This window comes from Bacteroidales bacterium (genome assembly GCA_041671145.1).
Lineage (GTDB): Bacteria > Bacteroidota > Bacteroidia > Bacteroidales > JAHJDW01 > JAQUPB01.
In genome coordinates, this window is sequence record JBAZBZ010000039.1 from 1 (window position 1) to 13,552 (window position 13,552).

The window sequence follows — 13,552 nt, forward strand, 5'->3', positions numbered from 1 at the left end:
TGAAGCAAAATCAAAAGACATAATAACGATTGACTTCATCGGGAAGTTTATTTTGTTAAGCAACAATGAGGATAATTTTATTCAAATGGACAAAGAAGACAAGAGATTTTTTGTTGTCAAAGTTCCAATACTCAAAGAAAAGGACCCGCATTTTTTAAAAAATAAGTTAGCACCCGAAATTCCTGCCTTTTTAAATTTTATTGCAAACAGAGAAATAACATATCCGGACAAATCAAGATTATGGTTTGCATCGGAGGTATTTGAAACAGAGGCATTGAGAAAAGTAGTAGTAAGCTCACGTTCAAAAATAGAAAAAGAATTAATAAACTGGTTTGATGAAATGTTTTGTTATGAAGCAATAGAAAACGAAATAAAATGTATTCCGAAACTTCTTTATAATGAAATTAAAGAAAGAATAAGGGGCTTCAACTTTGCACCTGTGGACATTGAAAAAATTATGAAAGAAAACTGGAAATTAATACCGGAGCAAAATCAAAGATTTAATTTTCCAAGAATTGTTGAACGCTACAATGAAGGACAAAAAGTCATGGTAACTGATATTGATTTTTTTAATACAGTTGGAAGATGTTTTACAATAAAAAAAGAATTGATTGAAAGTTTACAAAATTTCTAATATGATTAAAATAAATTTACAAAAGTTACAAACTAACTAAAAGCCATGACTATCTAAGTAACTTTATTGTAACTTAACTGTAACTTTAATGTAAATTTACAATAGTTACAAGTAATTTACAATGATTTTATCAGTAATAGCAAGTTTTCCCAAAGATTGTAAAATTGTAACAGTAAAATGTTAAAATAAAAAAATAAATTCTAATTAAAATGGACTCAAAGGATAAATTAATACTCGATATGTTAAAGAATGGGAAAAGTTATACCGATATTCAGGCAGAACTTAAAGTATCCCCATCGAGAATAGCAATAGTAAAAAAACAATACTTAAATGCTGCGAGTAGCAACAATAATGAACTACTCCAAAATAATTCAACAAATAACGTTCAACCTTCGGAAGTAAAAAAAGTTATTGAAACAAAAGAAAAACCGAAAGAGAAAGTTGCAATAAAAACCGAAATAGCGAATAAAGAAAACATCACGGATTTTTTAACAAAGCATGAAGACGAATTTAAAAGTTTTGTTAAAGATATTATCACTACTTCTCTTGATAATTGCACTACTCATGCTGCTACTACCAGTAGTGCTAATTCAGAAACCCTCCTAAAAGAGCATATTAAAGTTGAAGAAAAAGAAGAAATATCTCCCTCAAATGAAATTTCTTTTGAAACTACCACTCAAAATAGTAGCACTACTACCGATAATTATAAAATTTCTGATAATACAAAAGAAATAAGTAGTGAGGTTTTAAAATTAATTGGTAAAAAGTGTCATCAATGCGATAAAACATTTGCTTTAGGAATGACGATTGTTAGCTTGGAAGAAAATAATAAGATATTTTACTTTTGCTGTAAGAGTTGTTACAGAAAATATAACAAAGAAAAAAAAGAAATGGAAGAAATTGAATGCCGAAGAAGAATGAGAAGAAGAAGGATGCAAAATAATCAAGGAAATTCAGGATTCTAAGTAAGTTAAATTTAATGACTAAAATCATAAACTACTTCTTTTCTTTAAATCCCTGAAGTTATCTCTTTTACGCTCTATATTACTAAGCATTTTAATTTTCTTATTTTATTCTGCCTTTTTATTAATTATATTTATTTTTGTTTTTATTTGAAAACATAAAAAATAGTATTTTTTTTAGTAGTTTTACACAAATTGAAATAACAAAAATGAATCATACCCAACATAATCAAATAGTAAATTTTATTTGGAGCATTGCCGATGATGTGCTTCGTGATGTTTATACTCGTGGCAAGTATCGTGATATAATCCTTCCATTTACTGTATTAAGGCGTTTAGATGCGTTGCTTGAGCCAACGAAAGATAAAATTCTTGAAATGCACGAGAATCTAAATAAAATGAAAATCGACAACCAAGCACCTCAATTAAAAAAGATTGCAGGTTATGTCTTTTATAATACTTCCCCTTTTACATTTAAAAAATTGCTCAACGAGCCAAGCAATATCCGCCAAAACATTGAAAACTATCTCGATGGTTTCAGCTCCAATGTTCAGGACATTATCAGTAAATTCAAACTCCGCAATCAGTTGGATACAATGGAAGAAGGAAACATTGCTTTTCCATTAATTGAAAAGTTTTGTTCTTCACAAATCAACCTGAGTCCTATTCCTGTAAAAGACAAGGAAAACAAAATCATTCACGAAGGGTTAAGTAATTTAGGCATGGGTTATGTGTTTGAAGAATTAATCAGAAAGTTTAATGAAGAAAACAACGAAGAAGCCGGAGAACACTTTACCCCAAGAGAAATCATTAAACTAATGACACACCTTATTTTTGAGCCAGTTAAAAATAAAATAAAAGACGGAACTTATCTTATATATGACCCTGCTTGTGGTAGCGGTGGTATGCTCACCGAAGCGGAAAACTTTGCAAAAGAAATAAATCCCAAAGCAACGTTTCATTTATACGGACAAGAAGTAAACCCTGAAACATTTGCCATTTGCAAAGCAGATATGCTCATTAAAGACGAAGACCCTGATAAAATTGCTTTCGGCTCAACACTTTCAAATGATGGTTTTCCTAATCTTCAATTTGATTTCATGCTCACTAATCCTCCTTATGGCAAGTCATGGAAGATTGACCAGGAATCAATACTTGATAAAAAAGGCAAAGAAATTTTAGACCATCGTTTCAAGGTTGGCACTCCACGTGTAAATGATGGGCAGTTGCTTTTTATTCTGAACATGGTTAGCAAAATGAAAAGAGATTCTGAGATGGGTAGCCGTATAGCATCCGTTCACAATGGTTCAGCTTTGTTTACAGGCGATGCCGGACAGGGCGAAAGTGAAATCCGCAAATATCTTTTTGAAAAAGATTACCTCGAAGCTATTCTCGCTTTACCAAATGATTTATTTTACAACACAGGTATTCCTACATATATCTTTGTTTTAAACAATCGTAAAGAAAAAAAACGAATAGGAAAAATTCAATTGATAAATGTTACTTCCGAAAAATTCTTTTTCAAAATGCGAAAACCACTTGGCAAAAAACGTGTTGAATTTGCCACAGAGCATGTAAATGAAATTACTCGGATTTTCCTTGATTTTAAAGAAAACGAATACAGTAAAATTTTTGATAATGCCGAATTTGGTTACAATCATATCACTGTTCACCGACCTGCTCGAGATAAAAAAGGCGAAATCATTTATGTAAAAAAAGGCATTCCTAAATCCGATACAAATCTTAAAGATGTTGAAACCATTCCTTTAAACGACGATATACAAGCGTTTTTCAAAAAAGAAGTTTTACCTTATGCTCCTGATGCTTGGTGGAACAAGGACGAAACAAAAATCGGTTACGAAATTAATTTTGCGAAATATTTTTATATACATCAACCTCCTCGACCGCTTTCCGAAATTGCTAAAGATATATTGGCTATTGAGCAGGAAACAGAAGGTTTATTAAAAGAAATTATTGAATAACTATGGAAATTCAAAAGCATACAGATTCGATTTTAAAAGGTGTTCAGAACATTATTGAAAATGCCCAGAAAAAAGTTGCTGTTTTTCTAAATGCCGAAACAACCTTACTCTATTGGCAAATCGGCAATTATATTAACCAACAGCTTATTCATGAAAACAGAGCCGATTACGGAGCTAAAATTATTGCGACGCTGTCGCAACAATTGACAACTCAATACGGAAAAGGTTATACATATACTGCTCTTACAAGAATGTGTAAAGTTTCTAAAATCTTCAATTCCGAAATTATTGCGACACTGTCGCAACAATTAAGTTGGAGCCATTTAATTGAACTTGCAGCAATCGAGAACGAAACCAAAAGAGATTTTTTCACGCAGTTATGCGTTTATGAAAGGTGGGGCATCAGGGAATTAAGAGAAAAAGCAGATACTATGCTTTTTGAAAGAACGGCAATAGCAACTAAACCCGAAGAAACAATAAAACAAGCATTACAGAATTTAAAACAAGGAAAAGCATTAGCTCCGGAATTGGTTTTCAAAAACTCTTATGTATTAGATTTCCTAAATCTTCCTTCCGATTATTCCGAAGAAGAACTCGAAACTGCCTTAATAAATAATTTACAGCAATTTATTTTAGAACTTGGCAATGGCTTTGCTTTCATAGAAAGGCAAAAACGAATACCCATAGATGCTGATGATTATCATTTGGATTTACTTTTCTACCATCGTAAGCTAAAACGTTTGGTTGCAATAGATTTAAAACTTGGTAAATTTAAACCAAAATATAAATCGCAAATGGAGCTTTATTTGCGTTGGTTAGAAAAATACGATATGCAGGCAGGCGAAGAAAAACCTATCGGTTTATTGCTTTGTAGCGAAGGCAACACAGAACATATTGAACTTTTAATGCTCGATGAAAAAGAAATTAGGGTAGCACAATATTTAACCGAGTTGCCGAGCAAAGAATGGTTTGCCGACAAACTTCACAGAGCTTTGGAAATTGCTAAAATGAATACTACTGACAAATAATGATTGAAACTGAAATAAAATATAAAACACATAATATATCGTGGCTGTCTGAAGTACCGGAGCATTGGAAAGTTATACGCATAAAAAATATTTTTAAAGAAATTGACAACCGTTCCATTAATGGTGATGAAGAATTGCTTTCCGTTTCTCAATATACAGGCGTAACACCCAAAAGAGACAGTTTAGAAAACGAAGACGATTTTATTTCTAATGCCGAAACACTTGAAAATTATAAGAAAGTTGCCGTTGGCGATTTGGTAATAAACATTATGCTTGCTTGGAACGGAAGTTTAGGCGTTTCTACTTACGATGGAATAACAAGCCCTGCATATTGCGTTTACAGATGTTTGCCACCAAATAATCCTGAATACTTTGGCTGCTTATTTTCAACTTCTCTATTCAAAGCAGAGTTTAGAAGAAACTCCACAGGCATTATCGACAGTCGTTTGCGTTTATATTCCGATAAATTTTTTAGCATTTTTTCTTTTGTTCCGCCAGCGGAAGAACAAAACAAAATTGTTGAACATATAAAAAAACAATCCGAAAAAATTAACCGTTTTATTGAAGCAAAAAAATGTTTTATTAAATTACTGAAAGAACAAAGGCAAAGTATTATTGATTATTCTATAACCGAAGGAAAAGGAGAATGGATATCAAAGAAATTAAAGTTTATTGCAGATTTAAGGTTTAGCAATGTTGACAAACATTCAATTGAAGATGAAATCCCTGTTCGTTTGTGCAACTATGTTGATGTTTACAAAAATGATTACATTATAAACAACATGGAATTAATGTTAGCAACAGCAACTGAAAGAGAAATAGAAAGATTTAAAATTTTCAAAGGAGATGTTATTATCACAAAAGACAGTGAGGAGGCAAGAGATATTGCTGTTCCTGTATTTGTATCAGAAGATTTAGAAAATGTTATTTGTGGTTACCATTTAGGTTTGATAAGGGTAGATGAAACACAAATATTAAACGAATTTTTGTTTAGAGTATTTCAATCAAAGAAAATTAGAACTTATTTTGAAGTCAGAGCAAATGGAGTTACAAGAGTTGGATTAAGTATGGATGATATTTCAGGTGTAAAAATTGCTTTTCCAAAATCATTAAAAGAACAACAAAAAATAATTTTATACATTAAAACCGAAACAGCCAGCATAGATACTGCCATTTCAAAAGCCGAGCGAGAAATAGAATTGATAAAGGAATATAAAGAGGCAATGATAGCGGAGGCGGTGATGGGGGAAATATAAAAACATAAAATGGAAAATTATAATTTAAGTCAAACGATTGATAATTTAAGAGGTCCGACAAAAGAGCAAATAATTGTTCAAAATCAGTGGGCTGCTGTAGCTCTTGACAAATATCATAATGAATCGACTACAACAATAGAATTTTCAATTGACAAAGAAATCCTAAAAGCAAAATTTAATTGGGATTCTAATTTTTCAAAAGCAGCAATGAAAGAAAATAAAGACATTGCAAATCATGGAGCAGTTGCTATGGCTATGTTTGTTATGTCTGTTTTATTAGATTATGGTTATGCAGAACAAACAGAAATAGGCGACGGCGTAGATTATCGTTTTATGAAAAAAGAACCAAATGACACAGACCTTAATTTCTTGGATAATCCACATTATGTTGAAGTTTCGGGCATTTTAGAAGAATCCAAAACTAACACTTTAAAAGGTAGAATAAAAGATAAACATAAACAGATTGACAACGGAGCTAAAAGAAATGAGCCTTCATCTGTAATAGTAACTCTATTTAGTCAACTCAAAACAACAAAGGAGAAACACAAATGAAACCAAAAATATTACATCAAGAAGCAATGAATTTCTCCTTTAAAGCAAAAGAATCTTTTGAAAACGGAGATGAAAATGGTGCATTTGATTATTATACTAAAGCTGCCAATCTTGAAAGCAAAGTAGCCGAGTTTTATTTTGACAAACCAGAATTAGAACCAACAAGGAGTTTGATTATTAGGAGTGCTGCATATCTAAATTTAAAAGCGGGACTAATTGAAAATTCTCAACGTTTTATTTATTTTGGTCTTTTAAATTTAAAAGATGAAGTAATAAAAAATCAATTAAATGAAGCTTTAGAACTTGCAATTACATTAAAGAATTTTGATGTAAAATCAGCAAGTAATAATTATGAGTACCTGAAAGTGTTAAGACAAAAAAGCGTTCATTATGTTTTAGAACCTGTTTTACCTAATTTTGGTACAGCCGTTGCTTTAGAAATGATTAAAGATTTTTCCGAAAATTATATTAAATCTTTAAAAGCATTCTCGAAATTTACATTTAAAAAAGTTGCAGTAAATATTAAAAACATTTCTAATGACATTGAGGCTGCTTCTGAACAATTTGAAAAACTAATTAATCCTTTAGTTACTAATTCTGCTTATGGTAGTTTTAAATTTTCAATTGCAAACGATTTTTTAGCTAGAGATGGCGAAGAAAAAGAAATTGCTAATTTAAAATCTAATGTAATTAGTAAATATCATGATGAGATATTTAAGTTACAATTGACAGATGAAAATATTTCTTTATTAAAAAACACTTATGCAGATGATGAAATAAACCAAATATTCAAACCATTATTAAAAATAAAATCAAAAAATGTGCCTTACAAAGTTGGCTATTACGACAGGGAAACGCTTAATAAAACTTATCTTAATAGAATATTAAACACGGAAAAAAGAAAGTTGCTTCCGATAAATAAAATAACTCCTGAAGACATTGGTTTCTTAGAAAGTTCAATTGTTCATACAAGAAGTTCCGATGATGGAAAAAAATCAAGAAATGTTATTTTAAGAGAACAATTAAAATCTTATGAATTTGATTTAACAACAAATCAATTAGAATTTCGTGATAAAGGAGCTATAATTTTAAATCAGGAAATTTTAATTAATGTAAATTTTGATTCAACATCAGGATTTACATTTGAATTTGATGATTTAGCAATTGTCTTTACCCATACTAATTACCATCAAGGTTTAACTGAATTTTATAATGAGTTTTATAATAAAATAAAACATTTAGCAAATAAAACAGAGAAAAATGAAAACGAGTTAAATGATTGGGTGATTGTAAAAAGATTAATTAATAATCCCGAATCAATTAATTAAATTAAAATTAATAAAGAATAAATCTAAGCGATTATAAAGAAAATAATAGCAAAAAAATAATATGAACATTACACTTACTGATATATTGCCAAATGCAAACACAGGTCTCAGCCAAATCGGTTTCTTTTTCGGTGCTGGTTCATCTTATACCGCAGGTTATCCCTTAACTTCTCAACTTACAATAGACGTACTAAAGAAACTTTTGCCGGAACAAATAAAATTAATTGAAAAAATTTTAGAAACAGAAAGCATAACTCTTAACATAGTTGAAGGCAGTCCTGATATTGAGATTTTATCAGACAAAATAAATAAAGCAAAGGCAAGTGGTGGTTATGTCGGTGTTGATTCTCTAATTGAATCTATCAGAAAACATATTGTTGATATAATAAATGAAGTAAAAAAACCCAATCTGGAATATCATATTAAATTCTTTAAAGGGTTAAAAAAATTAATGTCGCATCGTAATGAATCCGTTTGGATTTTTACCACAAACTACGATTTGGTTTTTGAATTGGCTGCTTCTATTGCGAAAATACCAATCTATAACGGTTTTGAGGGAATTGCTCAAAGATTTTTTGATATTGAAAGAATTGAGCTTACTTATGGTAAAATCAATTCTAATAGAAGATTTGAACCGTTTAATGAACCTTGTATTAAGTTAGTTAAGCTGCATGGTTCAACATCATGGATTAAAACTGAAGAAAATATAATTGAAAATTTTTCTTCGGAAAACAAAGAAAACAAGTGCATGATTTTACCTCAAAGAACAAAGGTAACCGAAACTTTAGAAGCGCCTTATGATAAACTTTTTAGATATGCGGCTTCTGTTATAGGCAGGCAATGTAAATATATTGTTTCTTGTGGTTATAGCTACAGAGACGAGCATATTAATGATATTTTATTTGTACCGAAACTTCGTTCAAACTCTTTAAGAGTTTTTGCCTTATCAAAAGATGAAACCCCCGAAATAATTAAATTAAAAGAGTTTTCCTGTTTTAATTATTTGGTTAATGATAAGCTATATTTTAATGGGAAAGAAACAATTGATTCTTATAACCAATGGGAATTTAAAAATTTTGTTGAATTATTTTGTTAAACTATAAAAAGTATAAATATGTCAGAGTATAAAATTGGAAAAGTAGTAAGTGTTTCAGCCGACACTATTAATATCTCACTTTGCGACCATTCAGATTTGGAAGAAACAATTTTCGGTGTTCCGGAAAATATGAATGTAACAATAGATACTTCTTGTGGTCCCGTACCTGTTTTAATAGGGCAACCCGGTACATTTGTTATGGTTTCAATTCCTAATGGTATGCTTCTTTCAATGATAACTGATATTTCGATGAAAGAAACATCTGCCTCAAGCAGTGAAGTTAAAAAGGTGGAATTACAAAATGAATACTTAATTCAAAACCTACAAAGAATTATTTCCGTAATACCTGTTGGAACAATAGATGCGTCAGGTAATTTTGAAAGAGGCACAGACATATTACCCACCGTGAATAACGATGTCTTTGCCGTTTTACCTGAAACAATTGACAAGGTATATGAATCTTTCGCTGAAGGAAATTTTTCTATTGGTGAATTATCTTTAATAAAAAATCAAGATGCGAAAATAAATCTCGATTCTTTTTTATCAAGACACGCTGCAATTTTGGGACAAACAGGCGGTGGTAAATCGTGGACTGTCGCATCAATACTTCAATGTATAGCTAATTTTCCAAAATCAACAGTTGTATTATTCGACCTCCATAGTGAATATAAAAATGCTTTTGGCGATTATGCTGAATACATTGATGCCGGAGAATTGGAATTTCCTTATTGGTTAATGAAAAGCGAGGAGCTATTAGGTTTAATGGTTGATAGAAGCGAATCAGCAGCTCCAAATCAAATTGCAAAATTTAAAGAATTGCTACAGACAGCGAAAGAAAATCATGCAGAAAACAAAACGCTTGGTATTCCAAAAATAACTATTGATACACCTGTTTTCTTTGATTTCAAATCAATACTTGACGAATTTAGAAGACTCAATACTGAAATGGTTACTGGCACAAAAGGTCTTAAACAAGGAGATTTATATGGGCAATTCAGCAGGTTGTTGATGCGAATAGATTCACGTCTTTTGGACAGGAGATATGATTTAATTTTTAATCCAAAGATGTATAATACTTCTGCATCAATGGAAACTCTTTTTCAAAAAATTTTAGGAGAGGATAAGCAACCTAAAAAAGTAATTATTATTGATATGAGTTCGATTCCTTTTGATGTTCGCAATTCTGTAATTTCCCTTATTTTGAGATGCCTTTTTGATTTTGCTTATTGGTATAAAAAGGTAAATTCAAAAGCATATCCAATTTCCGTATTCTGTGATGAAGCCCATATTTATTTTAATGATAATGACACTAACTCTGAAGCTGCTCGTTTATCAGCCGAAAGAATTGCAAAAGAAGGCAGAAAATATGGAATTAGTTTAACGGTAATTAGTCAGAGACCGCGGGAAGTATCGGCAACAATCTTATCTCAATGTAACACATTTCTATGTTTGAGAATTTCAAATCCTGATGACCAGTCGTATGTGAAAAATCTTTTGCCTGATTCTATAAGGGGTATTGTAAGTATGTTTTCAAATTTAAGAAGAGGTGAATGTATTTTATTGGGTGATTCTGTAATTATGCCAACAAGAATTAAAATTAGAAAACCAAACCCAACTCCCAATAGTGATGATACATCATTTTTCAAAGAATGGAATAAACCTCATGAAGAAATTTTGTTTGCACCAGTTCTTAAAGCATGGAGAAATCAACAAGCATAAAATTTTTATCTTATGACAACAGACACATCAGAAAAAGGTCTTGAAAACATTATAGAAAAGCACTTATGTAACGAAGCAAATTACAGACAGGCATTTCCTAATGATTACGACAGAGACCTTTGTTTAAATAAACGTTTATTATTTGAGTTTATAAAAGAAACTCAACCCGAAGCATTTGAAACCATTATTAAACGTGGCGAAGATAAATTTTTCAAACGCCTTACAGAACAAATAAAACAACGTGGAATTATTGATGTACTTCGCAAAGGTGTTAAAGATTTGGATTTAACCATTCAGTTGTATTATAAATTGCCTGTTTCCGACCTCAATCCAAAATCAATAAAACAATACGAATCAAATATATTTTCCGTTACTCGTCAGTTGCATTATAGTTTGAGCAATAATAATTCATTGGATATGGTAATACTTTTAAACGGATTACCGCTAATAACCTTTGAATTAAAAAACCAATGGACTGGTCAAAATGTAAAAAATGCTATAAAACAATACCAAACCGACAGAGACCCAAAAGAGCCGGTGTTCCAATTTGGCAGATGTATGGTGCATTTTGCAGTTGATTCCGATTTGGTATATATGGCAACACAACTTAATGGATTAAATACTTTTTTTCTTCCTTTCAATAAAGGAGTTAATAATGGTGCCGGAAACCCTGTAAATCCTAATGGTTTAAAAACCGATTATCTTTGGAAAGAAATTTTAACAAAAGAAACACTCAGCAATATAATTGAAAATTACGCACAAATTGTTGAAGAAACAGACGAGGACACAGGAAAAATAAAACGCAAATTAATTTTCCCTCGTTACCACCAGTTAAAAGTAGTCCACAACCTATTATCTCATGCTAAAATAAATGGCATCGGACATAAATATTTAATACAACATTCAGCCGGCTCGGGCAAATCAAATTCTATTACTTGGCTTTCGCACCAATTAGTAGGGCTACACGACACAACAAATTCCGCACCTGTTTTCGATAGCATAATTATAGTTACCGACCGCAGAGTATTAGACAAACAAATAAGAGACAATATAAAACAGTTCTCGCAGGTTAAAGGAGTTGTTGAAGCAATTACAGAAGGAAGCCAACAATTGAAAACTGCTTTAGAAGATGGAAAGAAAATAATTATTACTACTGTTCAGAAATTTCCATATATCATTGATGAAATCGGAATTTTGCAAGCAAAGAAATTCGCAATAATTATTGACGAAGCTCATAGCAGTCAAAGCGGCGAAACGGCATCAAAAATGAATTGGGTTCTTTCCGATAAAGGCGAACAATACGAGAACAACGATGAAGCCGAAGACGAAACGATTGAAGACACAGAAGATATTATTAATAAATTAATTCAGCAACGTAAAATGCTGAAAAATGCAAGCTATTTCGCTTTCACGGCAACACCAAAAAATAAAACACTTGAAACATTTGGAATAAAAGGCACTGATGGAAAATTTTATCCATTCGACCTTTATTCAATGAAACAAGCTATTGAAGAAGAATTTATTCTTGATGTTGTAAAAAATTATACCACATATCAATCATATTACAAACTCAACAAAGCCGTTGAAGGAAACCCTTTATACGAAACACATCAGGCACAAAAGAAACTCAGAGCTTTTGTTGAGAGCAATCCTTTTTCAATAAAAGAAAAAGCAAAAGTAATGCTTGACCATTTCCACTCCGAAGTCCGCAAACAAATTAAAGGACAAGCAAAAGCAATGATTGTAAGCAAATCAATAAATAATGCAATTCAATACTACAAAGCTTTTAATGAGTATTTGCATGAAATAAACTCTCCGTTTAAAGCTATCGTAGCATTTTCAGGCAAACGCACAATTGACGGAGTTGAAATGGACGAAGCAAAAATAAACGGTTTTCCAAGCGGAGAGATACCGAAAGTATTCAAGAAAAGTGAATATAAATTTTTAATTGTCACAAATAAATTTCAAACCGGATTCGACCAACCTCTTTTGCATACTATGTATGTTGATAAGAAATTAAGAGATGTTCAGGCGGTACAAACTCTATCCCGATTGAATAGAGCATATAAGCCCTATAAAACAGACACATTTGTTTTGGACTTTTTTAATTCCGTTGACGACATAAAAGAATCTTTTGAACCATTCTATATTACAACAATTTTGAGTCAGGAAACAGACGCAAATAAATTAAATGACTTGCAAGACGCATTAGATAAAGCACAAGTATATAGCAAAGAAGATATAATCAATTTTACTGACTTATATTTTAAAAATGCAGAGAGAACCGAATTAGACCCGATAATAGATAAATGTGCAGAAATATATAGAAGCGAACTCAACGAAGAAAGTCAGGTTGATTTTTTTGTTAAAGCAAAATCATTCAATCGTACTTATGCTTTTCTTTCAAAATTACTTTCATTCAACAACAGTTATTGGGAACGGCTTTACTGGTTTCTGAAATTTTTAATGCCTAAAATAAAACCAACGGAAAATGAAGATTTAGCTAAAGGTTTATTAGAAGCAATTGATTTAGACAGCTACCGATTAACAAGAATTACCACTGACACTATAAAATTAGATGGTGGCGGAGAATTAGAACCAACACCTCCAATTATGCGAAGCGGTGGAACAGACCATGAGTTTAATCCTTTGGAAATTATTATCAATGAATTTAACACCCGATATGGTATCAACAACTGGACAGATAATGATAAGGTAAAAAGATTTTTATTTGAGCAATTACCTGCCGACCTTGCAAAAGACGAAGCAACTGTTAATGCCGTAAAAAATTCAGACAAACAAAATGCAAAAATTACTTCCGATAAAAAAGTTGAGGATTTAATGCAAGATGTTGTTTTTACTTATACTGATTTATATAAGAAGTTTGCGGACGACCAAGATTTCAAACGTCAATATTTAGATTTTGTGTTTAATAAAATCTGGGAAACAAATCATACGCAAACTCGTGTTTAGATTAAAAATAAATTAAATAAAA

The 13,552-nt window shown here is 31.2% G+C and carries 10 protein-coding genes; all 10 read left to right on the forward strand.

All coding sequences use genetic code 11. The features are described 5' to 3' along the window. A partial coding sequence (locus WC223_11285) for a hypothetical protein (GenBank protein ID MFA6924821.1) occupies positions 1-634 on the forward strand: 634 nt, incomplete at its 5' end. A 209-nt stretch (positions 635-843) separates the two neighbouring features. Then, on the forward strand, positions 844-1,599 hold the full coding sequence (locus WC223_11290) for a hypothetical protein (GenBank protein ID MFA6924822.1): 756 nt from the start codon (positions 844-846) through the stop codon (positions 1,597-1,599). 206 nt (positions 1,600-1,805) lie between these two features. Continuing rightward, positions 1,806-3,578 (forward strand): class I SAM-dependent DNA methyltransferase, encoded by a 1,773-nt coding sequence (locus WC223_11295; protein ID MFA6924823.1) that lies wholly within the window; start codon positions 1,806-1,808, stop codon positions 3,576-3,578. Positions 3,579-3,580: 2 nt separating this feature from the next. Continuing rightward, a complete protein-coding gene (locus tag WC223_11300; GenBank protein ID MFA6924824.1) occupies positions 3,581-4,606 on the forward strand; it encodes a PDDEXK nuclease domain-containing protein in 1,026 nt (341 codons plus the stop codon). After that, a complete protein-coding gene (locus tag WC223_11305; protein ID MFA6924825.1) occupies positions 4,606-5,862 on the forward strand; it encodes a restriction endonuclease subunit S in 1,257 nt (418 codons plus the stop codon). Before WC223_11300 ends, WC223_11305 begins: the two co-directional genes overlap by 1 nt. A gap of 9 nt (positions 5,863-5,871) precedes the next feature. Further along, complete coding sequence (locus tag WC223_11310) at positions 5,872-6,414, forward strand: hypothetical protein (GenBank protein ID MFA6924826.1); 543 nt, start codon at positions 5,872-5,874, stop codon at positions 6,412-6,414. Further along, positions 6,411-7,742 (forward strand): hypothetical protein, encoded by a 1,332-nt coding sequence (locus WC223_11315; protein ID MFA6924827.1) that lies wholly within the window; start codon positions 6,411-6,413, stop codon positions 7,740-7,742. The genes WC223_11310 and WC223_11315 overlap by 4 nt, the downstream gene beginning before the upstream one ends. Positions 7,743-7,803: 61 nt before the next feature. Then, entirely contained in the window at positions 7,804-8,838 is a 1,035-nt protein-coding gene (locus WC223_11320) for an SIR2 family protein (GenBank protein MFA6924828.1), read from the forward strand. A gap of 18 nt (positions 8,839-8,856) precedes the next feature. Continuing rightward, complete coding sequence (locus tag WC223_11325; GenBank protein MFA6924829.1) at positions 8,857-10,557, forward strand: DUF87 domain-containing protein; 1,701 nt, start codon at positions 8,857-8,859, stop codon at positions 10,555-10,557. A gap of 12 nt (positions 10,558-10,569) precedes the next feature. Next, on the forward strand, positions 10,570-13,530 hold the full coding sequence (locus WC223_11330; protein ID MFA6924830.1) for a type I restriction endonuclease: 2,961 nt from the start codon (positions 10,570-10,572) through the stop codon (positions 13,528-13,530). Positions 13,531-13,552: the final 22 nt, after the last annotated feature.